This is a genomic window from Streptomyces sp. NPDC104831 (genome assembly GCF_055583025.1).
In genome coordinates, this window is the sequence record NZ_JBVJOT010000085.1 from 1 (window position 1) to 25026 (window position 25026).

The following is a 25026-nucleotide window of genomic DNA, read 5'->3' on the forward strand; positions in this document are numbered from 1 at the left end:
GTGTCGGGGGGTCGGTGGACGTGGCTCCCCCCCTTTCCCCCCCCCCCCCCCCCCCCCCCCCCCCCTCCCCCTCCCCCCCCCCCCCCCCCCCCCCACGGCGCTCACGACGGCCGGACCGCGGGCGAAGCGGTCACGGTACGAGCTTCAGCAGGCGGTTGGGCGAGCCCGAGCCGGGGCTGGTGACCTTGCCTGTCGTCGCCCCGTCCACCAGGGCCGTGGCGACCTGGGCCGGTGTGGCGGAGGCGTGACCGGACAGGTAGACCGCGGCGGCTCCGGCGACGTGCGGGGTCGCCATGGAGGTGCCGGAGATCGTGTTGGTCGCGGTGTCGCCGGTGTTCCAGCCGGCCGTGATGGAGGACCCCGGGGCGAAGATGTCCAGCACGGAGCCGTAGTTGGAGTAGCTCGCCCGGGCGTCGGTGCTGGTCGTCGCGCCGACGGTGATGGCCTCGGTGACCCGGGCCGGGGAGTACGAGGAGGCGTTGGCGTTGCTGTTGCCCGCGGCCACCGCGTACGTCACGCCGCTCGCGATGGAGGTCCGCACGGCCGCGTCCAGCGTGGTGGACGCACCGCCGCCGAGCGACAGGTTGGCGACGGAGGGGCCGGAGTGGTTGCGGGTCACCCAGTCGATGCCGGCGATGACTCCGGCGGTGGTCCCGGATCCGTTGTTGTCCAGTACCCGCACGGCGACGATCTTCGCCTTCTTGGCCACGCCGTAGGTGGAGCCGGCGATGGTGGTGGCCACATGGGTTCCGTGGCCGTTGCCGTCCGCGGCGTCGGTGTCACCGTCGACGGCGTCGTAGCCGTAGGAGGCGCGGCCGCTGATCTGCTGGTGCGTGATGCGTACGCCGGTGTCGATGACGTAGGCGGTCACACCGCTGCCGGCGCTGTCCGGGTAGGTGTAGGTGCCGGACAGGGGCAGGGAGGTCTGGTCGATGCGGTCGAGGCCCCACGGCGCGTTGGACTGCGTGGTGTCGGCGACACGGACGCGCTGGTCCTGCTCGACGGCCGCCACCGCCGGGTCGGCGGCCAGGCGCTCGGCCTCCGTCGTGGAGAGGGTGGCGGTGTAGCCGTTCAGCGCGCTGCCGAACGTCCTGGTCACGCTGCCGCCGTACTCCTTGACCAGATTCCTGCCCGTGATCGAGGAGGCCTTGAACCCGGCGTCCTTCCGGAGCGTCACGATGTAACTGTCCCGGACCGCCGTGGGCGAGCCGGCACCGATCACCTTGCCCACGGCGGGCGCGGCCTGGGCGGGGACGGCGGCGAGGCCGCCGGCCAAGGTGGTCGCCGCGATCGCGGCGGTCGCGGCGAACCGTATTCTCTTGCTCCGCAGTTGTGCCATTACGAGGGATTCCTCCTCTTGGCGGCGCGCACGGGTGGGGCGCGCGTCTGTGGGGCGGGTGCGCGTGATCGCGCACCCCTGCCGAGGCGGGGGGCGTGGCATCCCGCCCGGGCTGTGATCGAGGGTTGCCGACAACAGCCGTTGCTCACAAGCCAGTTGACGAACCATCAACATACTTGCCATGTGCACGACATAAGTGTCACTCACTCGAACGCGGACGCCGCCTCGCGGAGCGCGGTGGCCACCGCTTCCGGGGAGTCGGGGCCCGGCGCCCCGGGCCGGTACGTCACCGACCTCAGCCGCCCGGTGAACCGGAAGGTGCGGTGGCGTTCGTACAGGGGCCAGGAGACGGGGGACTTGCGGTCGACGCCGACGCTGATGCCCTGGAACGGCGCCATGCCGATGAGCTGGTGCACGCTGCCGGACACGGCCCGTTCGCTCCCGTCGACGACCAGCGTGAACCGCCAGCGCAGGCCCTCCTCGGCGGTGGCGCTCAGCAGGACGTGGTGCGGACCCGTCGCCAGGGGACCGGCGTCCGTCTCGTGCAGGACGCCGTACTCGTTGTAGGCGAGGCGCAGCCGCCCGTCCTCGACGTACAGGCTGTAGCCGCCGCCCTGGTCGCCGTGCGAGACGAGGACGCCTTCGCCGGTCTCGTCGAGCAGCACCTCGATGTCGAAGGACCGCAGGGAGATCAGCCGGGAGGAGCGGTAGCGCTCCAGTTCCGGCGTGCCGGGCAGCAGGGTGAGCGGCCGGGCGAGCCGCCGTTCGGCGGGGTTGCGGCGGGCGAGCGCTCCACTGCCGTCCGGCAGCGGGAAGACGCCGTTGCGCCAGGCCGCCTCCTCCCAGGCCGCCGACAGTTCCTTGACGAGGTCCGGGCGCTCGGCGGCGAGGTCGTGGATCTCGGTGGGGTCGGTGCGGATGTCGTACAGCGCCCATTCGGAGTCGTCGTAGGGCGTGCCGGGCCGGTGCAGGGTGACGAGTTTGTGGCCGTCGCGGTAGTGGCTGCGGTTGCCGCTCATCTCGCAGTACTGCTCGTGGTGGGTGGAGTCGTGGGCGGCGTCGGACAGGACGGGGGCGAAACTCGTGCCGTCCGGTTCCTGCAGGGTGCGGCCGCGCCGGGTGCCGGGGCGTCGCAGCCCGGCCAGTTCCAGGAGAGTGGGTGCGATGTCGGTGACGTACTGGTACTGCGGGCGCAGGCCCGGAGCGAGCCGTCCTTCCCTGGCGCCGTCGGGCCAGGACAGCAGGAACGGGACGCGTACGCCGCCGGCGTAGGTGTGGCCCTTGTAGAGGCGGAACGGCGTGTTGGAGGCCATGCCCCAGCCCCGCGGGTAGTGGACGAGGCTGCGGGGGCCGCCGATCAGCTCGGGGGCGCGGTCGACGTCGGGCGTCCAGTCGTCCGGCAGCCCCGGGTGGTGGACGAAGCGGCTGAAGTACGACCGGGTGCCCTCGGCGCCGCCCTCTCCGGTGCCACCGTTGTCGGAGGTGAAGACGATGATGGTGTTGTCCAGTTCCCCGAGCGCGTCGAGGGTGTCGGTGAGGCGGCCGAGGTTCTGGTCGATGTTGTCGACGAGCGCCGCGTACACCTCCATGTAACGGGCGTAGAGCCGGCGCTGCTCCTCGGTGAGGCTTTCCCAGGCCGGTACGTCGAGGCCCGACTCGCTGTTGCGGGCGGGCAGTTCCGTGCCGGGCGGGAAGAGGCCGGCGGCCTTCTGCGCGGCGAAGCGCCGTTCGCGCAACGCGTCCCAGCCGTCGTCGTAGCGTCCGCGGTGGCGGTCGATGTCCTCGGCCTTGGCCTGGAGCGGCCCGTGCACGGCGTTGTGGGCGAGGTACAGGAAGAAGGGCTTGTCCCGGTCGTGGGCGCGCAGTGACTTGACCATGGCGATCGCCTGGTCCGTGATGTCGTCCGTGTAGTAGTAGTCGTCGGGGAACTCGTCGATGTCGAGCGGGCTGTTGTCCCGGACGAGCTGGTGCGGGTGGAAGAGGCTGGTCAAGCCCTCCAGTACGCCGTAGTACTGGTCGAAGCCCTTCTGGAGCGGCCAGCCGGCGCGGTCGTTCGCCGCGTTGGACGCGGAGTCGCGCACCAGGTGCCACTTGCCGACGGCGTAGGTGGCGTATCCGGCGTCGTGGAGCAGTTCGGCGAGGGTGGGGATGTCGTCGGCGATCTGCATGCCGTATCCGGGGAAGCCCGGGTCGGAGTTGGCGACCATGGCGTAGCCGACGCGGTGCGGGTTGAGACCCGTGAGCAGCGCCGCCCGTGCCGGGGAGCACAACGGCATGGTGTGGTAGTTGGTCAGCCGTACTCCGCCGTCGGCGAGGCGGTCGAGGACGGGCGTGGGGATCTCCGAGCCGAACGGGCCTATGTCGCTGTACCCCATGTCGTCGACGAGGACGACGACGATGTTCGGTGCCTTCCCGGTGGGGGCGGGTGCCGGCCAGGCCGGTTCGGACTCGGCGAAGGTCCGGCCGACGTGGCCGGGGAAACCCTCGTACGGGTCGCGTCGGGTGGCGCTGCTCATGCGGGGACCTCCGCGTCGTCGGCGGTGCTGTCGGTGCTGTCGGTGCGGGGGGCCGGGAAGAGGCGGGCCAGTTCGCCGGCCAGCTCGGTGAGTTGCGCGCGGCCCGGCCGGCCGGTGAACGCGGCGATGTGCAGGAGGGTGCCGCCGCCGCGCAGGGTGAGCAGCTCGGTGTCGAGCAGCCCCGGCACGATGCGGCGCACGGCGTCGGCCGCCGCCGGTTCGGCCAGCAGCCGGGCGAGCGGGGTGCGCAGGTTTAGGGTGCCCTCGGGGAACTCGTCGGCGCGGGCGGCCGGTTCGCGCGCGGCGTCCGCCCGCTCGCGTTGTGCGGCCACCAGCAGGTGCCGCTCGCCGGCGGCGTCCGGCTCGTGGGGGAGTCCGAGGCGTTCGTACTGGTCCTGCGGGGCGTCGTTGGCGCGCAACTGCTCGACCAGGAGCCGGATCATGCGCAGTTCGACGGCGTCGTCCACGATCGGCCGTTCCTGGTGCGGGTCGGTCGCGAGGTCGAAGAGCAGGGTGCCGAACCGCTGCGGGCCGAGGAGCGCCGGCGCGGGCGCGGGAACCCGGACGGTCCGCACCCCTTTGGTGAAGGAGAAGGGTTCCGCGAGGGAGATGCCGGCGAGTTCCTGCGGGGTGAAGCGGCCGCGGATGCGGGTGGGCATCAGGGTGTGCTCGTTGAGGGGCAGGTTGGTGTCGTCGTGGCAGGCGCGCATGTAGACGTAGCGGCCGTCGGTGATGTTCACATGACCGCCGAACATGCCGAACAGGGCGGAGGTCCGTTCGGCCCCGGCGCCGGCCGTCCCGGCCGTCCCGCCCAGGGGACGCCCCTGCATGTCGGGCGTGCGGTCGACGCCGAAGTACTCCAGCAGGGTCGGCGCGATGTCGATGGTCTGGACGAGGGTGGCGTCGTGGGTGCCGGCGCGGTCCGGGCGGCGCGGGTCGTGCACGAAGAGCGGGGTGTGGACCAGCTCCTCGTACCAGGGCTGGACCACCTTCGCCCACCAGCCCTTCTCACCCAGCAGGAAGCCGTGGTCGGTGCAGACGATCAGCAGGGTGTCGTCCCACAGGCCGTGGGTGTCCATGGCGTCCAGGACCCGGCCGAGCGAGCGGTCGCACATGGACAGCAGCGCCGCGTACTCGTAGCGGGCGTGCTCGACCTGCTCCGGCGTCTCGGTGACCCGGTTGTAGTCGGGCCAGTCGAAGTGGGGTCCGTCGTAGTCGCGGGGGTAGAGGTCCTTGTAGTGGGCCTGGGTGAAGAAGGGCTCGTGCGGGTCGAACGTCTCGATCTGCAGGAACCAGTCGTCCTCGGCGTGGTTGACGCTCAGGAACTCCAGCCCCGCGTCGAAGGTGAGGGTCTGCGGCTGCTCGGCCTCGCTGCCGAGGTACTGCCGGTTGACCCAGTCCTGGCGCCACAGCTCGCCCCGGCCGGCGCGCAGGTCCTCGGGCGGCCGCGGGTCGGCGACGTGGCCCTTCCACGGGTCGCCCTCCTGGCCGCGGAAGAACTCCCAGGTGCTGTAGCGCCCGTGGTAGGTGGCGCCGCCGTCTTCCCAGTAGTGCTGGTGGTCGCTGACCAGGTGGGTGTGGACGCCGTTCTGTTTCAGCAGTTCGGGCATGGAGTCGTCGAACGGTTCGAGCGGGCCCCAGCCGCGGTGCAGGAAGTTGTGGCGTCCGGTGTGCAGTTCGCGGCGGGCGGGCATGCAGGGCATCGAACCGGCGTAGCAGCTGTCGTAGGTGACGGTGCGGGCGGCGAGCCGGGCGAAGTTCGGGGCGTGGACCCACTCGGGTCCGCCGTAGGGCGGCAGCATGTGCCGGTTGAGGCTGTCGAACATCACCATGACGGCCTTCACGAGGCGGTACGTCCTTCCGGTGCGGCCGGCTCCGTGTCGCGGGCGCAGCGGAAGCCGCCGTGGCCGGTGGAGGAGTCGGGGGTGTTGTGGGAGCGGGCGGCGACCCGGTAGCGGTTGCAGTAGGAGGCGTGGCAGAGGTAGGAGCCGCCGCGGATGACCCGTTCGCCGGCGCCGTGGGCGTCCTGGACCCACTCCCACACGTTGCCCGAGGTGTTGTACAGGCCGAACCCGTTGGGTTCGTAGGCGGTGACGGGCATGGTGCCGGTGCTGCCGCCGGGCCGGTCGGAGCGGTGGGGGAAGTGTCCCCGCCAGGTGTTGCACATCTCCCGCCCGCCCGGCGTGAAGTCGTTCCCCCACGGATAGCGGGCGCCCCGCAGGCCGCCGCGCGCGGCGTACTCCCACTCGTCCTCCGTGGGCAGCCGCAACCCCGCCCAGGCGCAGTACGCCAGGGCGTCGTGGTGCGAGACGTGCACCACCGGGTGGTCGGCGCGGCCGTCGAGGTCGGAGCCGGGGCCCTCGGGTGCGCGCCAGGACGCTCCGGCGACGCCGAGCCACCAGGGTGCTCCCGGGACGCGGCCGAGGACGTGGCGCTCGGCGCCGGGGTGGAGCAGCAGGTGGAAGACGTACGACGAGCCGAAGCGCTCGGCGTCGGTGCGGTGGCCGGTGGCCTCGACGAAGGCCGCGTACCGGGCGTTGGTGACGGCGGTGGCGTCGATGGCGAACGGCGCGACGCTCACCTCGCGGACCGGGCCCTCGCGGTCGGCGTGGTAGCCCTCGCCGAAGGCGTCGCCGCGCAGGAAGGTGCCGCCGGGCAGCTCCACCAGGCCGGGGTGGGCGGCGGGGCGCGTCCGCGGCGGGGGAAGCAGCCCGGTGAACGGTCCCGCTCCGCCGCCGCAGGCGCGGCCGGGGGCGCAGCAGCCGCTCACGCGGGCACCTGCGTGGAGCGGGGCTCGCGGTGGCGCGCCGGCGGGACGGGGTCGGGGGCGGCGGCGAGCAGGGCCCGGGTGTAGGGGTCGGCCGGGTTCTCGCACACCTCGTCGGCGCTGCCGGTCTCCACGACGCGTCCCCGGTGCATCACGGCGATGCGGTGACTGACCTGCCGCACCACGGCGAGGTCGTGGGCGATGAAGACGAGGGAGAGCCCGAGATCGCGTTGCAGGTCGGTGAGCAGGCCCACGATCTGGGCCTGGACGGAGACGTCGAGCGCGGAGACGGGCTCGTCGCAGATGAGGACGGACGGTTCGGGGGCGAGGGCGCGCGCGATGCCGATGCGCTGGCGCTGGCCGCCGGAGAAGGACCGCGGGCGGCGGTCGGCCGCGGACGGGTCGAGTCCGACGAGCAGCAGGAGTTCCTCGACCCGCTGCGCGCGTCGGCTCCGGTCGCCGATGCCGAAGGCGTGCAGCGGCTCGGCGATGATCTGGCCGGCGGTCATGCGGGGGTTGAGGGAGGCGTACGGGTCCTGGAAGACCATCTGGATGCGGCGCCGTACGGTGTGCAGCTCGCGGCGGGAGGGGCGGCTGATGTCCACGCCGTCCAGCCGCAGGGTGCCCGAGTCGCTCGGGTGCGCGTGGGCGAGCACGCGGGCGAGGGTGGACTTGCCGGAGCCGGACTCGCCGACGATGCCGAGGGTCTCGCCGGCGGCCAGGGTCAGGGAGACGTCGTCCAGCGCGGTCAGCGGACGCCCGCGCAGGCCGCGGCCCCGGTAGGTCTTGCGCAGTCCTACGGCCTCCAGGACCACGGCGCCGGGGCGGGGCCGGTCGATCCGGGCGGGCGGGGGCGTGGCGGGCAGCGGCGCGGACCGTGTCGCCGCGGGCGGGCAGGCCGCCCGTACCGTGCCCCCTCCCGGCGCGGCCCCCGTCGTGACGGCGACCAGCGGCGGGGTGACGGTGCGGCAGTGGTCCTCGGTGAAGGCGCAGCGGTCGGCGAAGGCGCAGCCGTCGGTGAGGACCGAGAGGTCGGGCGGAGCACCGGGGATGCCGGCCAGGCGGGTGCCGGACGGCGAGGACAGGCGGGGCACCGCGGCGAGCAGGCCGGCGGTGTAGGGGTGCCGCGGGCGGGTGAGGACCTCGGCGGTGGGACCGTCCTCGACGACGGTGCCGCCGTACATCACCAGGACCCGTTCGCAGGCGCGGGCGACCACGCCCATGTTGTGGGTGATGAGGACCAGGGCGGTGCCGGTGCGGCGGTTGAGGTCGCCGAGCAGGGTGAGGATCTGGTCCTGGACGGTGGCGTCGAGGGCGGTGGTGGGCTCGTCGGCGACCAGGACGTCCGGTTCGCCGGCCAGGGCCATGGCGATCAGGATGCGCTGGCGCTGGCCGCCGGAGAAGCGGTGCGGGTGGTCGTCCAGGCGGCGTTCCGGATCCGGGATGCCGACCAGGCCGAGGAGTTCCACGGCCCGGGCACGGCGGGCCGCCTTGTCGCGGCCGCCGTGGGCGCGCAGCACCTCGTCCAGGTGGGCGCCCGCGGTGAGCACCGGGTTCAGGGCCGTCATCGGGTCCTGGAAGATCATGCCGATGCGGGCGCCCCGGACCCGCCGGAGCCCGGCCTCGTCGGCGGCCGCGAGGTCCTGCCCGTCCAGCAGGACGGAGCCGCGGGCGACGCGGCCGGTGCCCGGCAGCATCCGCAGCAGGGCGAGGGCGGTGGTGGACTTGCCGGAGCCGGACTCCCCGACGACGGCCAGGGTCTCGCCCCGGTCCAGGGTGAAGGACACGTCCCGCACGGCGCGGGTGAGGGTGCCGTCGGGTGCGGTGAACTCGACGTCCAGGCCGCGTACTTCGAGCAGCGCGGGGGCGGTCATCGGCGTATCTCCCGGTTCAGTGCCTCGGCGATCAGGGACAGGCCGAGGACGAGCGCGGTCACGGTGATCAGGGGGCCGGCGGCGAAGTGCGGCGCGTCGGCGAGGTAGGGCATCGACTGGCTCAGTACCGCGCCCAGGGTGGGCTGCGGGGGGCGGACACCGACGCCGAGGAAGCTCATCGCGCCCTCGATGAAGACCGCGACGGTCAGCGAGACGGCGATCTGCACGACGAGCGGATCCACGGCGTTGGGCAGGATGTGCCGGGTCAGGACACGGGCCCGGGAGGCGCCGCCGACCCGGGCGGCCGTGGCGTACTCGCGTTCCCGCTCGACCAGGATGCCGGTGCGCAGCAGCCGTCCGAAGGCGGGGACCTCGGCGAGGGCGACGACCAGGACGACGGGCAGGCGGCCCGGGCCGAGGATGGCGGTGACGGCGAGGGCGAGGATCAGCCCCGGGAAGGCGAGGACGAGGTCGAAGGCCCGCTGGACGGCGGTGTCCACGGCCGGGTGGGTCGCGGCGAGCAGCGCGAACAGGCAGCCCACGAGCGCCCCGAGGGGCACCGCGAGGGCGATGATGCCGAGGTCGGCGCGGATGCCGTAGACCAGGCGGGCGAGCAGGTCGCGGCCGAGGTCGTCGGTGCCCAGGAGGTGATCCGGGGTGCCGGGGGCCGCCAGGGAGAGCCCGGACTGGTCGGTCGGACTGTGCCCGGCGAGCAGCGGGGCGAAGACCCCGGCGAGCACGACGAGCAGGACGAGGGCGAGGCCGATGCGGCCCCTCGCGGAGGCCAGCGCGGCCCGGTAGGGGTGGCGCGGGGTCCTGCGGGCGGGCTTCCCGGGGGCCGGGAGGGTGATGGCGGTCATGGGGTCACTCCCACCTGATCCGGGGGTCGAGCCAGGCATGGACGAGATCGGTGATCAACTGGACGAGGACGAAGACGGTCACCAGGAGCAGCAGCAGGTCCTGGACGACCGGGTAGTCCCGGCGGGTGAGGCCCTGTTCGGCGAGCTGGCCGAGGCCGGGCCAGGCGAAGATGGCCTCGACGAGCACGGCGCCGCCCAGCAGGTGGCCGGTCTGCATGCCGAGCAGGGTGACGACGGGCGGGAGCGCGTTGGGCAGGGCGTGGCGCCACAGCAGCCGGCGCGGGTGGACGCCCGCCGCGGTGGCCGTGCGCACGTAGTCCTCGGCGAGGGCGCGCTCGATGCCGTCCTTCAGGTAGCGGCCGAGGATCGCGGCGCTGGGCAGCGCCAGGCACAGCGCGGGCAGCAGCAGGTACTGCACGCCCAGGTCGGGGGCGGTCAGGACGGAGACCCGGCCGCCGGACGGCAGGACCTTCAGCACCACCGCGAACAGCAGCACGAACAGGATGCCGGTGACGAACGGCGGCACGGCCAGCGCCCCGGTCGTCAGGACCCGGACCGCGGCGCGTACCCAGGCGCGGCGTGCGGTGGCGCCCAGCACCCCGAACGCGGTGCCGAGGACCACGACGAACAGCAGGGCGCCCAGGGCCAGTTCGGCCGTCGCGCCGAGGCCGTCGCCGATGAGGTCGGCGGTCTGGCCGCCGATGGCGTACGACGGGCCGAGGTCGCCGGTGAGGAGGCCGCCGATCCAGTGGACGTACTGGAGCGCCAGGGGTTCGTCCAGGCCGAGGCGGTCCCGGATGGCGGCGACGGTCTCGGGACCGGCGTCCGGTCCGGCGAGGGAGGTCGCGGGATCACCCGGCACCAGGCGGAGGATCGCGAAGATCACGAAGGAGGCGACGAGGAGGACGAAGAGGGCGGACGGGAACCGCCGCAGCAGTCGGAAGCCCATGCTCAGGCCGCCAGGTAGGCGTTGTCGAGGTTGAGGTAGGCGAACTTGTTCAGCGTGACGCCGTGCAGGTTCTCGGCGGCGACCTGGACGTTGCCGCGGATGACGAGGTCGATGATGAACGCCTCGTCGAGGAGGATGTCGGAGATCTCGCGGTGCAGCGCGTTCGCCGCGGCGCCGGTGGCGGGACTCGTCCACGCCTCCCGGACGACCCGGGTGTACTTCGCCGACCGGTATTTCGAGGTGTTCTTGGCCTCGTTGAAGGGGTAGGCGCTGACCGCGAGGGTCGACGGCTGGACCTGGGCGAACCCGTGGCTCATCGTCCACAGGGCGGGCATCTTCTGGGAGATGAGGTCCTTCTGCGCGGTGGCCGGGTCGGTGGGCTGGAGGGTCACGTGGACGCCCACCTGCTTCAGGTCGTACTGGAGGGACTCGGCGACGGCGGTGTCCCCGGGCAGCCCGAGGTGCAGCAGGGGGAGGTCGAGACGGGTGTGTCCGGCGGACCTCAGCAGTTCGCGCGCCTTCGCGGGGTCGTGCGCGTAGTGGGTGCGGCCGGCCTCGGTGAAGGCGGGCGACGACTTCGGCCAGGGGGCCGCCGAGGCGAGTCCGTAGCCGCCGAGGGTCTGCTTCAGGATGCGGTCGCGGTCGACGGCGTGGGCGAGGGCCTGCCGGACGGTGCGGTCGTCGAGCGGGGCGATCGTGGTGTTGACGCCGAGGTACTGGGCTCCGCCGCCCGTGTCGTACTCGGTGACGGTGAGGCCGGGACTGCTCTTGACGACGGCGAGGTTCCTGCCCGGCACCTGGAACGTGAGCTGCGACTGGCCCGTGCGCAAGGAGGAGACGAGGGCGTCCGCCTGCGGGATCACGCGGAACTCGACGGCGTCCAGGTAGGGGCGGCCCGGCTGCCAGTAGGCGTCGTTGCGGGTGAGGCTGAGCCCGGAGCCCGGGCTCCACTTGGTCAGCCGGAACGGTCCGGTGCCGTTGAGCCTGGTTCCCTTCAGCGCCTCCTCGACGGAGTTCCGATCAGTGATGATCATGAACTCGAAGAGGTCGAAGAGATTGTTGACGCGGTGGGCCAGCTTGAGCACCAACCGGTGGTCGCCCTGCTTCTCGAAGCCGGTGATCACGCCCGCGGTCGCCCTCAACTGGGCTGCTCTGGCGGGGTTCTGGAGGTTCTTCACGGCGAAGATCACGTCGTCGGCGGTGAACGGCCGGCCGTCGTGGAAGGTCACACCGGAGCGCAGTTCCAGGGTGATGCTGCGGCCGTCCTCCGCGTAGTGCCAGGAGGTCGCCAGTTCGGGCCGCGGTGTCAGTTCGTCGTCGTAGCGCGTCAGCGTGTTGTAGACGAGGCGGTGCTGGAGGGACTGGCTGCTCTGGGCGAACAGGAGGCTGGGGGTGAAGTCGCTGTTGACGGCGACGCTCACCGTGCCGCCCCGCCTCGGCCTGGCGGCGCCTTTCCGCCCGGCGGACTCCGACTCGGAGACGGCCGAACGGCAGCCCGCCAGTCCCAGCCCGAGGAGCAGGGTGCCACCGCCGGCGGCACGCAGGGCGGTCCGCCGGGAGGGTGGGGCGGCCGGGGAAGGGTACGACTCGGTCATCGGATGCCTGCCTGTGACGATTCGAGGGACGATGAGGTGACGACGGGACGCGGGGAACGGCGCCGCGCGCCCGATGTCGCGGCCATTACTTCCGCTGCAAGCGGAATTCATGGCCGCGAGGTCGTGCAAACGGCTGACGATTCGGCGCGAGAGCGCGCACGCCGTCGCTGCCAGCGCGTAGTGGCGTTGTCAGCGTTTGTCAGCGTTTGTCGGCGCGCATCAAGAGCAAGGGTGCGGGGGCGAGGCGGAGGCATCGGCGCGGAGACCGGGTCCCCTCGCGGGCGAGGTGGTCAGACGCGAACGGCACAGACCGCGCTGGCCTGTCGACACAGGTCGACATGCCTGCGGGAGACGAGGCGCTTTTCTGGACTCACGCCAGCAATATGACAGTGACGTCGTCCGGCGGTCAACGACGCTGTCCGTTCAGTGAGACGGCGCCGGCCCTTCCGCTTCGCTCCCCGCCCGCTCCTCCATCGTCCTCAGCGGCGCCCTGAACAGCGGATTCAGCAGGACGGTGCCGGCCGCGACGGGCAGCGTGGCCGGGCCCGCATGGGGGCTGACAATGCGTTCGGGGTCGTCGCAGACGGACGAGAGATCGACGGCGGCGCCCCTGACCTCCTCCAGGTAGTCGGCGTTGAGGATGCTGGCGTGCTCGGTGACGACCACCAGGTCCGGGTTGACGACGTCGAGCAGGAGGGCGACCGCCCTGCCCACCGCCCGGGCCCGCTCCCGCAGCAGCCGGTCCGCGCGCCGGTCACCGGCGGCCGCCGCGTCCACGACCAGGAAGATGTCGGGCTCCGGCACGATCCCCCGGCGCGCCGCGGTCGCCGCGACGGCGGTGTTCGACGCGGTCGCCTCCAGGCAGCCCGAACGGCCGCACGGGCAGGGGGCGGTGGAGTCGGGCACGGGCAGGTGCGCGACGTCGCCCGCCGCCGAACCCGGCCCTTGGTGCACCACGCCCGCGATGCCCAGGGCCGCGTCCACGACGTTGCCGACGAAGAGGTGGACGAGACTGCGCCGTGCGGCCGGCCTGCCGAAGAGGATCTCCGACTGGGCGATGGCCCGCGCGTGGTTGTCGATCCGCACGGGCACCCCGCCCAGGCCCTCGGCGAGTTCCGCGGCGAGCGGGCGGTGCCGCCACCCGAGCGCCTCGTGCCGGACGACCGATCCCCGCACCGGGTCGACCCAGCCGCCCAGCGCCGCGCCGACTCCCAGCAGGGGCCGTCCGCCCACGTGTTCGGCGAGGAAGGCGCGCAACTCGGCGGCGACGAAGGCCGGCAGCAGTTCCCGGTCCAGTCCGTCGTGCGGGACCATGCGCCGGGCGATCACCCTGCCCCGCAGGTCGACCAGGCCCAGCGACGACGCGGGCACACCCAGGTGCACGCCGCCGGCCACCGGCCCGCCGACCGCACCGACGTGCAGGTCCATCGGGATCTGCGGGCGTCCCACCCCCCGGCCCTCGACGAGGTCGGGCAGTTCGCGCAGCAGCCCCGTGCGTGTCAGGTCGGTGGCCTGCCGGGACACGGCGGCCGGGCTGAGTCCCGAGAGCCGGGCGACGGCGCTGCGGGCGACCGGGCCGTGATCGAGGACCGTTCGCAGCACGAGAGCCGCGTTCGCCTCGCGCCGGCCGTCGCCGACCATTCTGGGCTGGGCGGTGGACGTCATCGTTGCCTCTCCACGTTGCGGGGACATGAAATCCCGAAGCCGGTCACGGGCCGTCCCGCGGGGCGGGTGCCAAGGCCTCGGTCCCTTCGGTTCGGTGCCTGAAACCGCCTGGTCAGCACGGGTTCCCGGGCCGACGGCCAGGTGCCGTGCAGGGGGAATTGAAGCACTCTGGGACGGGATCCGGGGCTCGGTCCCCGTCCTTGACGACCCTCGCGGGGCCCTGTCAGTCTCCGGGGCATGCTCACCACGGCCGCTTGCGAGTCGCGGCTCGGCACCGCCGCCCCGGCGCTCTGTCCGGGCCTCTGCCGGGCCGCCGGCGCCTGAACCGAGCGTCCCGCGCCGCGGGTTCGCGCCGCCGCCGTCGTCGTCATGGCAACCGCACGCCTCCCGGCTCCTCGCGTCATCCGGCATCCGCCCCGGTCGCGCGGTTTCCGGGCGCGGTCCCTGCCTCGCCTCAATTGCTTCCCCTCAGGAATTAACTCCACGCGAGCCGACGTCCGTCGCTTGTGTCCACGGAAGGAAACACACATGACCACCACAGCCCCGGCCCCCGCCGTCACCGTGCAGAAGGTCGGTGGCCGCCTCGGCGCGGTCCTCACCGGCGTCCGTCTCGGCGGCGACCTGCCCGCGGCCACCGTGGCGGAGATCCGCGCGGCCCTGCTCGAGCACAAGGTCGTCTTCTTCCGCGGCCAGGACCACCTGGACGAGGAGCAGCACGAGGCCTTCGGCCGCCTGCTCGGCACGCCGGTCGCCCACCCGACCGTCCCCTCCGCCGACGGCCGCTACTCCTTCCCGATCGACTCCGACCACGGCGGCCGTGCCAACCAGTGGCACAGCGACGTGACCTTCGTCCCCGCGTACCCGGCCTTCTCCATCCTGCGCGCCGTGGTCGTGCCCCCGTACGGCGGCAACACCCTGTGGGCCAACACCGCGACCGCGTACGCCCGGCTGCCTCAGCCGCTGCGCCGCCTCGCCGACGAGCTGCGCGCCGTGCACTCCAACGACTACGACTACGCCGCGCTGCGCCCCGACGCGCTGCCCGAGCAGCTGGCCCGGTTCCGCGAGGTGTTCACCTCGACGAAGTTCCTCACGGAGCACCCCGTCGTGCGCGTCCACCCGGAGACCGGGGAGCGGGTCCTGCTGCTCGGCAACTTCGTCCAGCGCATCACGGGGCTGACCGCGCCGGACTCGCGTGCCCTGCTCCAGCTCCTCCAGTCCCACATCGAGCGGCCCGAGAACACCGTGCGCTGGCAGTGGCAGGTCGGCGACGTCGCCATCTGGGACAACCGGGCGACGCAGCACTACGGGGTGGACGACTCCGACGACCACGAGCGCAAACTGCGCCGGGTCACCATCGACGGCGACGTCCCGGTCGGCGTCGACGGCCGGTCCTCCGTGCTGCTGTCCCCCGAGTCGGTGCCGGACCCGTCGTTCGGCGTCGCGTCGGGCGCGTCGAGCACGTCGGACGCGTCGGGCGTACCGACCGCGCAGGCCGCCACCGCATGACCGTGCCCCGTCGTCCCCACGTGATCGTGGTCCTCACCGACCAGCAGCGCTGGGACACCACGGGCGTGCACGGCAACCGGGCGGGGGTGACCCCCGAGTTCGACCGGCTGGCCCGCGAGGGCACGCTCGTCGAGCACGCGATCACCCCCAACCCGGTGTGCGCGCCGGCTCGTTCGTCCCTCCAGACCGGCCTGTACCCGACGGCCACGGGAGTGTTCCGCAACGGTCTGCCACTCCCGCGCGACGTGCCGAGCCTCGCCGAAGTCTTCGACGCGGCCGGCTATGCGACCGGGTACATCGGCAAGTGGCACCTGGCGGGCGAGGACGGGCCCGACGGGCCGGTCCCTGCCGGGCGGCGCGGCGGCTACCGTTCCTGGCTCGCCTCGGACCGGCTGGAGTTCACCTCCGACGCCCATCGGACGGTGGTCCACGACGGGGACGGCGAGCCGGTGCGCCTGCCGGGCTACCGCTCGGACGCGCTCGTCGACGCGGCGATCCGCTTCGTAGCCGACCACCACGACCGTCCGTTCCTGCTCTTCCTCTCCCTGCTCGAACCGCACCACCAGAACGCGGCGGACGACCATCCGGCGCCGCGCGGCTACCGGGAGCGCTACGAGGGCCAGTGGATCCCGCCCGACCTCGCGGCACTCGCACCGGGCGCGCCGCACGGCGGGCCGCATCGTCACCTGGGCGGCTACCTGGGCCAGATCAAGCGGGTCGACGAGGGACTGGGGCGGCTGCGTGACGCGCTGTTCGGCCTGGGCATCGAGGACGACACGGTGCTGGCCTGGACCGCGGACCACGGCTCGCACTTCCGTACCCGCAACGGCGAGTACAAGCGCTCGGCGCACGAGGCGTCCGTACGGGTTCCGTTCGCGCTGACGGGGCCGTCCTTCCGCGGCGGCGGTCTCGTCCGGCAGCCGCTGAGCACCGTCGACCTGATGCCGACGCTGATCGACGCGGCGGGGCTGGTGGTGCCCGAGGGCCTGCACGGAAGGTCCTTGCTGCCGCTGCTGCGCGGCGGGTCCGATCCGCGGCGCCCGAGGTCGGTCCTCGTGCAGATCAGCGAGGACCACATCGGGCGTGCGCTGCGCACCGAACGGTGGAAGTACGTCGTGGCGGCGCGGGCGGACACCGACCCGTGGCGGGAAGCGGCCGCGGACCATTACCGGGAGACCGGGCTCTACGACCTCGCTGCGGATCCGTACGAGCTGGACAACCTGATCGGGCTGGACTCCCACGCCCGCGTGGCGGACGAGCTGCGTGCCGAACTGCTCGGGCAGCTGGCCCGGGTGGAGGGGGCGAGCCCGCAGATCACACGGTCACCGGCCCGGTCCGTCCCGCAGCGCAGCCCCGACACCCTGCCCCGCTCGGTGCCGTGGGAGGGGGTGCGGTTCGGCCACCAGCGGCCCTGACGCCGGCGCCGCGGCGACGCCGGCCCGTTCCGCCCCGGCCCGCGGGCGGGCATGCCGCGGGGACGTTCGTGTCCGGCACCGGCGGCCGGTCCGCCGCGGACCGTTCCCGGGGCTCCTCAAGCCCCGGCGGAGCGGAGCGGGCCCGGCCGGGTCGGCCGCGCACGGACGGGCGGCGAGCACCACATCGTCACCGACGGCCGGGGCATGCCGCTCGCGGTGTCGTCGGCCGGCGGCTACCGCGACGTCCGGCGCCTTGGCCGGGACCTCTAAGCGGATGCGCGCCGCACCAGCTCCGTGGGCAGGATCACCGCCGCCGGGTCCTCGCCGCCCAGCTGGGCGAGCAGCACCCGGACCATCTCGCTGCTGATCCGGTCCCACGGCTGCCGGATGGTGGTGAGTGCCGGGGTGGCGGCGGTCGCCGCCGGGGAGTCGTCGAAACCACCGACGGCGATGTCCTCCGGCACCCGCTTCCCGGCCCGGTGCAGGGCCGCCAGCACGCCCTGCGCCATCAGGTCGGAGGCGACGAACACGGCGTCCATGTCCGGCACCCGCTCCAGCAGCCGCTCCGCGCCCGCCTCACCGCTCGCGCGGCTGTAGTCACCGGAGACGACCAGCCGCTCGTCGGCCGGGAGACCCGCCTCGGCCAGCACCTCCCGGTACCCGGCGAGCCGCTCCACACCACCGGGGGTGTCCGGCGGACCGGTGACCATGCCGATCCGCCGCCGCCCCAGCGACAGCAGGTGCCGGACCATGTCCCGGGCGCCGTCCCGGTCGTCGGCGGCGACGTAACCCACCTTCGAGCCGAGGCCGATGGGCTTGCCGCAGGCGACCAGGGGCACCCCCGCCGCCCGCAGCTCCTCGGCGACCGGGTCGCCGGAGTGGCTGGAGACCAGCAGCACCCCGTCGACGTGCCCGGCGGTGATGTACCGCGTGATCCGGCGCCGTTCGTCCCGCGTACCCGCCAGCATCAGCAGCAACGGGATGTCGTGCGCGGCCAGCGCCTGGGTGCAGCCGCGCAGCAGGACGTTGAAGTTCGGGTCCTCGAAGAACCGCTCCTGCGGCTCGGTCAGCAGGAAGCCGACCGAGTCCGAGCGTCCCGTTATCAGCGAACGGGCGTGCCGGTTCACGACGTACCCGGTCCTGCGGATGGCGGCGTTGACCGCCTCCTGGGCCGCGGGGCTCACGTAGTGCCCGCCGTTGAGCACGCGTGAGACGGTGCCGCGCGAGACACCGGCCTCGCGCGCCACGTCGTGGATCGTCGGTGCCCTGCGCCGGCCCCCCGTGTTGCTCATGGTCATGACTTTACGGCCCCGGACAGCAGATCCAGGCTCCAGAACCGCTGGATGACCAGGAAGAGCGCGATCAGCGGAAGCACCGCGAGGAACGCCCCGGTGATCACCAGGGTGTACAGCGCGGGCGTGTTCGCGCCCTGCTCCAGCAGCGTGTAAAGGCCCAGCGTCAGCGGGAACTTCTCATCGTCGCTGAGCATGATGTACGGCAGCAGGAAGTTGTTCCAGACCGCGACGAACTGGAACAGGAACACCGTCACCATGCCGGGGATCATCATCGGCAGTGCGATCCGGGTGAAGATCCGCCACTCGCTCGCCCCGTCCATCCGCCCGGCCTCCACCACGTCGGCGGGCACGGCGGCGGACGCGTAGATCCGGGCCAGGTAGACGCCGTACGGGGAGAGGATCTGCGGCAGCAGCACGGACAGGTAGGAGTCCGTCAGGTCGGCCTTCGCCAGCAGCAGGTACTGCGGGATCGCGAGGATCACCGGCGGCATCAGCACGCCCGCGAGCAGCACGTTGAACATCGTCTCGCGGCCCCTGAAGCGGTACGTGGCGAGCGCGTAGCCGCTGAACGCCGACACGGCGGTGGACAGCAGGGCGCCGAGACCGGCGTACAGCGCGGAGTTGCCCATCCACTTCCAGTAGACGCCGCCCCGGTAGGCGTTGAGGTCCTTGATGTTCTCGGTGAAGCCGGTGCCGGGCAGGAACGTGAACGTGGAGAACAGCTCGTGCCCGGACTTGGTCGACGCGATCACCACCCAGGCGACCGGCAGCAGCGTGTAGACCGCGCCGAGCAGCAGGGCGACCGTCGGCACCAGCGCGATGCGGCGGCGCAGCGGCGGACGCCGCGCCGCGCCCGGCGTCGTGCCGGCGGCCGGGGCCGCCTCGTGGACGGCGAGAGCACTCATCGCGCTGCCTCCTGCTTGTTGCGGCGGTTCGCGGCCCGCAGGAACCCGAACGACAGCAGCAGCGTGACCACGGCGATCAGGGTCGCCTCGGCCGCCGCCGAGTACATGTCGTTGCGGCCGAAGGCGTCCTGGTACACCTTCATCAGCGGACTCCAGGTCGTGTTGACCGAGTTGGTGAGCGGCTTCAGGGTGGTCGGCTCGTTGAACACCTGGAGCGTCGCGATGATCGAGAAGAAGAAGGTCAGCACCAGCGAGGGCGCCACCATCGGGATCTTGATCCGCAGCGCGATCTGCAGCGGGGTGGCGCCGTCCAGCCGCGCCGCCTCGTACACCTCGGCCGGGATCGACCTGAGCGACGTGTAGATGACGATCATGTTGAAGCCGGTGCCGCCCCAGACGGCGATGTTGGACAGGGCGAGGTAGAGCGGGCCGCCGTCCAGCAGGTCCGGCTGCGGCAGCCCCAGCTTGTCGAGCACGAAGTAGAACGGGCTGACGTCCGGCAGGTACAGGAAGCCCCACAGCAGTGCGGCCACCACGCCGGGGATGGCGTACGGCAGGAAGATCGCGAGCCGGGTGATCGGGGCGAGCCGTACCTTCTCGGAGTCCAGCATCAGCGCGAACAGCAGCGCGAGGCCCAGCATCACCGGGACGACGACGCAGCCGTAGCCGAGCACGCGCAGCGCTCCGTGCAGCAGCTCGCCGTCCTGGAAGGCCGCGGTGTAGTTCTCGAAGCCGGCCCAGACCTCGTGCCGGGCGCCCGAGCCCAGGCCGAGCCCGGAGACGCGCACCTTGCGGAAGCTGAGCCAGACCGCGTAGCCGATGGGCAGCGCGAAGAAGAGGGCGAACAGGATCGTGGCGGGGAAGAGGAAGGTGTACGGGGCCGCCTTGACCCCGTACCCCCTCCGGCTGGTCGGGCTGCTCACCGGGAGACCTCGAAGCCCTGCTTCTTCATGTCGGCGACCGTGTCGTCCTGCATCTTCCGCAGGGCGGCGGCGAAGTCCGACTTGTTCTTGGCGGCGGCGCCGAAGGCGTCCTTGAAGGACGTGTAGGCGACGTTCACGTTCGGGCCCCACGAGGCCGGCGCGGTGGTCTTCGCGATGCCGGCGGCCTTGGTGTAGAAGTCCGGCTGGTTGGAGAAGTACGCCGGCGGGTTGGAGAAGGCGCCGCTGAGCTGCGCGGAGGTGGACGCCGGGTAGATGCCGCCCTCCTTCGCCAGCGCGTTCAGGGCGTCGTGGTCGGTGTTCAGCCAGACCGCGAACCTGGCGGCGGCCTCCTGGTGCGCGGAGTCGGTGGTGACCGCCGTGGAGGAACCGCCCCAGCTGCCGGTGACGTCCTGCTCCGCCGACCACTGGGGGAGCGGGGCCATGGCCCACTTGCCCTTGGTGTCCGGCGCGGCCGTGTTCAGGGTGCCGGGCGCCCACACCGCGCTCACCCAGGCGATCTGCCGGCCCGTGTTCAGCGCCTTGTTCCAGGACGGGGTGTACATCGGCTGGTTGTCGATGACGCCCTCCTTGACCAGGCCGCCCCAGAACCGGGCGACCTTCCGGGTGGCCGCGTCGTCGATGCCGACCTTCCACCGGTCGCCGGAGGTCGTCCACCACTTCGCGCCGGCCTGCTGGGCGAGGCCCGCGAAGAGGCCGGAGTCGTTGGCGGAGAAGGTGGTCAGGTCCTTGTCGGGGGCCTTCTCCTTCAGCCGGCGGGCGGTGTCGGCGAACTGCTCCCAGGTGGTGGGGACCTTCAGGCCGTACTTCTTGAACAGGTCCTCGCGGTAGTAGAACATCATCGGGCCGATGTCCTGCGGCACCGCGTAGACGGCGTCCGTGCCGAGCGTGGTCTGCTGCCAGACGCCCTCGGCGAACTTGTCCTCGACGCCGTCGACGTCGTCGGAGACGTCGGCCAGGGCGTCGTTGCTGACCAGCGTCGGCAGTGCCTGGTACTCGGCCTGCACCAGGTCGGGGGCCTTCTTCGCCTTGTGCGCGGTGAGGATCTTGGTGACCAGCGTGTCGCCGGACGCCTGCTTCTTCACCGTGACGGTGATCTGCTCCTTCTTCCCCGGCCCCTTGTTCCACAGGTCGACGACCTTGTCCATGCCGGGCGTCCAGGTCCAGTACGTCAGCGACACGGGACCCGACTCGGCCTTGCTGTCGTCCCCGGAGCCGCAGGCGGCGAGGGCGGTGGCGCCGAGCGACACGGCGACGGCGGTTGTCACGAGGCGGCGGCGCTTCGTGTGCGGCATGGTTTCTCCCCTGACCCGGGTCCCCGCCCGCTGCGGGGACCTGTCACGCAGTTGTGCACGCTCACATGACCCGGGCGCTCGCCTGCCGGGAGTCCCTGCCATGCTTCTGTGAGCGTTCACAGTAGAGAAACATCCCGGACACTTGTCAATGGTTGTTGCTGTGCGGTTATGTTGGGCTCGCACCGCCGTCGTTGTGTGTGCACGTTCCCATCTGATCGATTCTCCGGGAGACATCCATGCCGGACACCGCCCCCAGGGGCCTCACGAGGCTCGCCTTCGGCGGGGACTACAACCCCGAGCAGTGGCCGGAATCCGTCTGGCGGGAGGACGTCCGGCTGATGCGGGAGGCCGGTGTCACGATGGTGAGCGTCGGCATCTTCTCCTGGGCCCTGCTGGAACCGGCGCCCGGGGAATTCGACTTCGGCTGGCTCGACCGGGTCCTGGACCTGCTGCACGAGGGGGGTGTCCGCGTCGACCTCGGCACGCCCACCGTGGTGCCGCCCGTCTGGTTCTACCGCGCCCACCCCGAGGCCCTGCCGGTCACCGCCGACGGGGTGCGCTACGAATTCGGCTCGCGCGGCGCCATCTGCCACGGCAACGCCGACTACCGCGCCGCCGCCGCGGACATCACCACCCGGCTCGCCGAGCGCTACGGCGACCACCCCGCGCTCGCGATGTGGCACGTCCACAACGAGTACGGCGTCCCCGTCTCCGCCTGCTACTGCGACACCTGCGCGGCCCGCTTCCGCCACTGGCTCGCGGACACCTACGGCACCGTGGACGCGGTCAACGAGGCATGGGGAACGGCGTTCTGGGGCCAGCGCTACACGGACCTCGCCCAGATCAACCCGCCCCGCACCACCCCGACCGTGGGCAACCCGGGCCAGGCGCTGGACTACCGGCGGTTCACCGACGCCACCATCCGGGAGAACTTCCGCGCCGAACGCGACATCCTGCACCGCCTCTCACCCGGCGTCCCGGTCACCACCAACTTCATGACCGCCCTCAGCCAGTGCGACTCCATGGACTACTGGGCCTGGGGCCGCGAGGTCGACCTCGTCACGAACGACCACTACCTGATCACCGACGGCCGCCGCACCCACGTCAACCTCGCGATGGCCGCCGACCTCACCCGCTCGGTCGCCGGCGGCGCTCCCTGGCTGCTGCTGGAGCACTCCACCTCGGGCGTCAACTGGCAGCCCCGCAACCCGGCCAAGGCGCCCGGCCAGATGGCCCGCAACTCCCTCGCCCACGTCGCCCGCGGCTCCGAGGGCGCGATGTTCTTCCAGTGGCGCCAGTCCCGGCGCGGCGCGGAGAAGTTCCACTCCGCGATGGTCCCGCACGGCGGCACCGACACCCGCGTCTGGCGCGAGGTGGTCGAACTCGGCTCCGCGGTGGAAGCGCTGGGCGCGATCCGGGGCACCCGCACCGAGGCCGACGCGGCCATGCTGTGGGACTGGCAGTCCTGGTGGGCGCAGTCGCTCGACTGGCGCCCCAGCGAGGACCACGACCCGCGCGAGCGTGCCGACACCTTCTACGAGGCCCTCTACGACCGCCACCTCACGGTCGACTTCGCCCATCCCGAAGCCGACCTGTCCGCGTACCCCCTGGTCGTGGTCCCGGCCCTGTACCTGATGACCGAGGCCGCCGGCCGCAACGTCCGCCGCTACGTCGAGAACGGCGGCACGCTGGTCGTGTCGTACTTCTCCGGCATCGTCGACGAGCACGACGCCGTCCACGAGGGCGCCTACCCGGGCGCGCTGCGCGAGGTCCTCGGCCTGACCGTGGAGGAGTTCTCGCCGCTGCTGAGGGACGAGCGGGTGCGGCTGACCGGCCCGGACGGAACCGGACCGGCCGGCGACGTGTGGACCGAGTTCGTCGTCCCGCGCGGTGCCGAGACCGTGTGGCGGTACGCCGACGGGCTCACCGCGGGCCGCCCGGCCGTCACCCGGCACCGGTTCGGCCGCGGCACCGCCTGGTACGTCTCCACCCGACTCGACGCCCAGGGGCTGGACGCCGTCCTCGGCCGCGCGGCCGACGACGCCGGACTCGCCCCGCGCGCCGAACTGCCGCGCGACGTCGAGGTCGTGCGCCGCAGCGGTGAGACGGGCACCTTCCTCTTCGTCATCAACCACACCGCCGGCGACACCAAGGTGCCGCTGGCGGCGCCCGGCACCGAACTGCTGACGGGCGAACGCGCCGCGGGCCGCCTCGCGGTCCCGGCCGGAGCCGTCCGGGTCGTGCGACTCGACGGCTGAGCCGACTCCCCGCCGCCCGCGCGAGCCGTGGAAGCCGCGGGCGGCGGGGGCCTTCCGCGGTCCCGCCGCGGGAGCCTTCCCCCAGTTACGTCGAAGGGACGACGGACGATGAAGTTCCATCCCAGACGCACCATCACCGCCCTGCTGCCGCCGCTCGCGGCCGCCCTCGCCCTCACCACCCTGCCCGCCCAGACCGCCCAGGCCGCGAGCACGCTCACCAACGGCGGCTTCGAGACCGACGGCGCGGGCGTGGCGGTGCCCGCCGGCTGGTCCGAGTACGGCGACACCGGCGCCTCCTACACCGAGGCCGGCGGCCATGGCGGCGGCTACCGCCTCAGCCACTACTCGGCCACCGCCTACAAGACGGAGACCTACCAGTACCTGTCCGGGCTGGCCAACGGGAACTACACGCTGACCGCGTGGGTGCGGTCCGGCGGCGGACAGAAGGCCGCCTACATAGCGCTCAAGAACTGCGGGGGTGCCGAACAGCGCACCGATCTGCCGGTCTCGTCCAGTGGATGGATCCGGATCGTCACGCCGGTCAAGGTGAGCAACAACCAGTGCACCATCAGCGTCAACAGTGACGCGAACGCGGGCAACTGGATCAACGTCGACGACCTGACCTTCGCGCCCGGCACCACGGGCACCTCCATCCATGGCGCCGACATCTCCTCCCTCGCCAAGAGCGAGGCCAAGGGCGGCACGTACAGGACGAGCGCGGGCACCGCCGGCGACGCCCTCCCCATCCTCAAGTCGTACGGCATGAACTACGCGCGTCTGAAGGTGTGGGTGAACCCCGCCGACGGCTTCAACGACAAGGCGCACGTCCTGGCGGTGGCCAAGCGCGTCAAGGCACAGGGCATGAAGCTGCTGGTCGACTTCCACTACTCGGACACCTGGGCCGACCCCGGAGCCCAGAAGAAGCCGGCCGCCTGGGCGGGCCACACATACAGTCAGCTGAAGACGGACGTGTACAACCACACGTACGACGTGCTGAACGCCTTGAAGGCTCAAGGCACCACCGCCGACATGGTCCAGGTGGGCAATGAGATCAACGGCGGCATGCTGTGGTCCGAGGGATCAACGGACAACTGGACCCAGCTCGCCGGGTTGATCAACTCCGGCTACAGCGCCGTCAAGGCGGTCGACCCGGCCACCCCCGTCGCGCTGCACCTGGCCAAGGGCGGGGACAAGGCCGGCACCGAATGGTGGTTCGACAACGCGGTCGCGAACGGCGTCAGGTTCGACGTGATCGGCCTGTCGTACTACGGCTACTGGCACGGCGCGCTCTCCGACTTCCAGACCACCCTGGACGACGCGGCCTCCCGCTACGGCAAGCCGGTGTTCGTCGCCGAGACGGCCTACCCCTTCCGTCTCGACAGCGACGACGCGCTCACCAACCAGATCGACACCACCGGCGAACTCGTCTCCGGCTACCCGGCGACCGTCGCCGGCCAGACCCGGTGGATGAACGACGTGGCGAGCATCGTGGAGGCCGTCCCCAACGGCCGCGGCCTCGGCGTCTTCTACTGGGAGGCCACCTGGACCGCCGTCGCCGGCAACGGCTGGGACCCCGCGGACGCCGCCTCCGGCAACGGCTGGGAGAACCAGGCCCTCTTCGGCTACGACGACAAGGCGCTCGCCTCCATGACGTGGTTCGGCCACCGCTGAACCACGTCGAGGGGGCCCGGCCGCACCGCGGCGGCCGGGCCCCCGCCACGGGCCTGGGGGGGGGGACGGCGGCCCCGGGCCCGGGGGGGGGGGGGGGGGGGGGGAGGGGGGGGAAGGGGGAGAGGGGGGAGGGGGGGGGGGGGGGGGGGGGGGGGGGGGTGGTATGGCTGGGGGT

18 protein-coding genes are annotated in these 25026 nt (G+C 72.4%); 4 read left to right on the plus strand and 14 right to left on the minus strand.

What is annotated here, in order from left to right:
- Positions 1-130 precede the first annotated feature (130 nt).
- The 10 genes from ACZ63H_RS35335 to ACZ63H_RS35380 form a co-directional block, all read right to left on the minus strand.
- The gene (locus ACZ63H_RS35335; protein WP_469872187.1) at positions 131-1339 is read right to left on the minus strand and encodes a S8 family peptidase; all 1209 of its coding nucleotides are present in this window, start codon (positions 1337-1339) and stop codon (positions 131-133) included.
- A 203-nt stretch (positions 1340-1542) separates the two neighbouring features.
- A complete protein-coding gene (locus ACZ63H_RS35340) occupies positions 1543-3855 on the minus strand; it encodes an arylsulfatase (protein ID WP_469872189.1) in 2313 nt (770 codons plus the stop codon).
- Positions 3852-5699, minus strand: a complete 1848-nt coding sequence (locus ACZ63H_RS35345) for a sulfatase (RefSeq protein WP_469872191.1) — start codon at positions 5697-5699, stop codon at positions 3852-3854. The genes ACZ63H_RS35340 and ACZ63H_RS35345 overlap by 4 nt, the downstream gene beginning before the upstream one ends.
- A complete protein-coding gene (locus ACZ63H_RS35350; RefSeq protein ID WP_469872193.1) occupies positions 5696-6625 on the minus strand; it encodes a formylglycine-generating enzyme family protein in 930 nt (309 codons plus the stop codon). Before ACZ63H_RS35350 ends, ACZ63H_RS35345 begins: the two co-directional genes overlap by 4 nt.
- Positions 6622-8496, minus strand: a complete 1875-nt coding sequence (locus ACZ63H_RS35355) for a dipeptide ABC transporter ATP-binding protein (protein WP_469872195.1) — start codon at positions 8494-8496, stop codon at positions 6622-6624. Before ACZ63H_RS35355 ends, ACZ63H_RS35350 begins: the two co-directional genes overlap by 4 nt.
- A complete protein-coding gene (locus ACZ63H_RS35360; protein WP_469872197.1) occupies positions 8493-9356 on the minus strand; it encodes an ABC transporter permease in 864 nt (287 codons plus the stop codon). Before ACZ63H_RS35360 ends, ACZ63H_RS35355 begins: the two co-directional genes overlap by 4 nt.
- Before the next feature lie 4 nt (positions 9357-9360).
- Positions 9361-10305 (minus strand): ABC transporter permease, encoded by a 945-nt coding sequence (locus ACZ63H_RS35365; RefSeq protein ID WP_469872199.1) that lies wholly within the window; start codon positions 10303-10305, stop codon positions 9361-9363.
- Between the two features lie 2 nt (positions 10306-10307).
- Positions 10308-11900 carry an ABC transporter substrate-binding protein gene (locus tag ACZ63H_RS35370; protein ID WP_469872201.1) on the minus strand — a complete coding sequence of 531 codons (1593 nt, stop codon included), beginning with the start codon at positions 11898-11900 and terminating at the stop codon, positions 10308-10310.
- A 290-nt stretch (positions 11901-12190) separates the two neighbouring features.
- A complete protein-coding gene (locus ACZ63H_RS35375; RefSeq protein WP_469872220.1) occupies positions 12191-12274 on the minus strand; it encodes a putative leader peptide in 84 nt (27 codons plus the stop codon).
- A 49-nt stretch (positions 12275-12323) separates the two neighbouring features.
- Complete coding sequence (locus tag ACZ63H_RS35380) at positions 12324-13565, minus strand: ROK family protein (protein ID WP_469872202.1); 1242 nt, start codon at positions 13563-13565, stop codon at positions 12324-12326.
- Between the two features lie 528 nt (positions 13566-14093).
- On the opposite strand from ACZ63H_RS35380, the gene ACZ63H_RS35385 reads away from it, so the two are divergent.
- Together ACZ63H_RS35385 and ACZ63H_RS35390 are read left to right on the plus strand one after the other, a co-directional pair.
- Positions 14094-15071 carry a TauD/TfdA dioxygenase family protein gene (locus ACZ63H_RS35385; protein WP_469872204.1) on the plus strand — a complete coding sequence of 326 codons (978 nt, stop codon included), beginning with the start codon at positions 14094-14096 and terminating at the stop codon, positions 15069-15071.
- On the plus strand, positions 15068-16486 hold the full coding sequence (locus ACZ63H_RS35390; RefSeq protein ID WP_469872206.1) for a sulfatase-like hydrolase/transferase: 1419 nt from the start codon (positions 15068-15070) through the stop codon (positions 16484-16486). The genes ACZ63H_RS35385 and ACZ63H_RS35390 overlap by 4 nt, the downstream gene beginning before the upstream one ends.
- A 266-nt stretch (positions 16487-16752) precedes the next feature.
- Here ACZ63H_RS35390 and ACZ63H_RS35395 read toward each other — a convergent pair whose 3' ends face one another.
- The 4 genes from ACZ63H_RS35395 to ACZ63H_RS35410 are packed head-to-tail and all read right to left on the minus strand — an operon-like array spanning position 16753 to position 20922.
- On the minus strand, positions 16753-17784 hold the full coding sequence (locus ACZ63H_RS35395; RefSeq protein WP_469872208.1) for a LacI family DNA-binding transcriptional regulator: 1032 nt from the start codon (positions 17782-17784) through the stop codon (positions 16753-16755).
- Positions 17781-18686 (minus strand): carbohydrate ABC transporter permease, encoded by a 906-nt coding sequence (locus ACZ63H_RS35400; RefSeq protein WP_469872210.1) that lies wholly within the window; start codon positions 18684-18686, stop codon positions 17781-17783. The genes ACZ63H_RS35395 and ACZ63H_RS35400 overlap by 4 nt, the downstream gene beginning before the upstream one ends.
- Complete coding sequence (locus ACZ63H_RS35405) at positions 18683-19609, minus strand: carbohydrate ABC transporter permease (protein WP_469872212.1); 927 nt, start codon at positions 19607-19609, stop codon at positions 18683-18685. The genes ACZ63H_RS35400 and ACZ63H_RS35405 overlap by 4 nt, the downstream gene beginning before the upstream one ends.
- Positions 19606-20922, minus strand: a complete 1317-nt coding sequence (locus ACZ63H_RS35410) for an ABC transporter substrate-binding protein (protein WP_469872214.1) — start codon at positions 20920-20922, stop codon at positions 19606-19608. Before ACZ63H_RS35410 ends, ACZ63H_RS35405 begins: the two co-directional genes overlap by 4 nt.
- A 236-nt stretch (positions 20923-21158) precedes the next feature.
- Between ACZ63H_RS35410 and ACZ63H_RS35415 the strand changes: the two genes are divergently transcribed.
- Positions 21159-23180: a beta-galactosidase gene (locus ACZ63H_RS35415; RefSeq protein WP_469872216.1), complete on the plus strand. Its 2022-nt coding sequence runs from the start codon at positions 21159-21161 to the stop codon at positions 23178-23180.
- 108 nt (positions 23181-23288) lie between these two features.
- Positions 23289-24851, plus strand: a complete 1563-nt coding sequence (locus ACZ63H_RS35420) for a glycoside hydrolase family 53 protein (protein ID WP_469872218.1) — start codon at positions 23289-23291, stop codon at positions 24849-24851.
- Positions 24852-25026 lie beyond the last annotated feature (175 nt).

Excerpts from the sequence above, each read along its gene's own strand:
- ACZ63H_RS35335 (WP_469872187.1), bottom strand. The coding sequence starts at position 1,339 with ATGGCACAACTGCGGAGCAAGAGAATACGGTTCGCCGCGACCGCCGCG.
- ACZ63H_RS35340 (WP_469872189.1), bottom strand. The coding sequence starts at position 3,855 with ATGAGCAGCGCCACCCGACGCGACCCGTACGAGGGTTTCCCCGGCCAC.
- ACZ63H_RS35355 (WP_469872195.1), bottom strand. The coding sequence starts at position 8,496 with ATGACCGCCCCCGCGCTGCTCGAAGTACGCGGCCTGGACGTCGAGTTC.
- ACZ63H_RS35360 (WP_469872197.1), bottom strand. The coding sequence starts at position 9,356 with ATGACCGCCATCACCCTCCCGGCCCCCGGGAAGCCCGCCCGCAGGACC.
- ACZ63H_RS35365 (WP_469872199.1), bottom strand. The coding sequence starts at position 10,305 with ATGGGCTTCCGACTGCTGCGGCGGTTCCCGTCCGCCCTCTTCGTCCTC.
- ACZ63H_RS35370 (WP_469872201.1), bottom strand. The coding sequence starts at position 11,900 with ATGACCGAGTCGTACCCTTCCCCGGCCGCCCCACCCTCCCGGCGGACC.
- ACZ63H_RS35380 (WP_469872202.1), bottom strand. The coding sequence starts at position 13,565 with ATGACGTCCACCGCCCAGCCCAGAATGGTCGGCGACGGCCGGCGCGAG.
- ACZ63H_RS35385 (WP_469872204.1), top strand. The coding sequence starts at position 14,094 with ATGACCACCACAGCCCCGGCCCCCGCCGTCACCGTGCAGAAGGTCGGT.
- ACZ63H_RS35390 (WP_469872206.1), top strand. The coding sequence starts at position 15,068 with ATGACCGTGCCCCGTCGTCCCCACGTGATCGTGGTCCTCACCGACCAG.
- ACZ63H_RS35395 (WP_469872208.1), bottom strand. The coding sequence starts at position 17,784 with ATGACCATGAGCAACACGGGGGGCCGGCGCAGGGCACCGACGATCCAC.
- ACZ63H_RS35400 (WP_469872210.1), bottom strand. The coding sequence starts at position 18,686 with ATGAGTGCTCTCGCCGTCCACGAGGCGGCCCCGGCCGCCGGCACGACG.
- ACZ63H_RS35410 (WP_469872214.1), bottom strand. The coding sequence starts at position 20,922 with ATGCCGCACACGAAGCGCCGCCGCCTCGTGACAACCGCCGTCGCCGTG.
- ACZ63H_RS35415 (WP_469872216.1), top strand. The coding sequence starts at position 21,159 with ATGCCGGACACCGCCCCCAGGGGCCTCACGAGGCTCGCCTTCGGCGGG.
- ACZ63H_RS35420 (WP_469872218.1), top strand. The coding sequence starts at position 23,289 with ATGAAGTTCCATCCCAGACGCACCATCACCGCCCTGCTGCCGCCGCTC.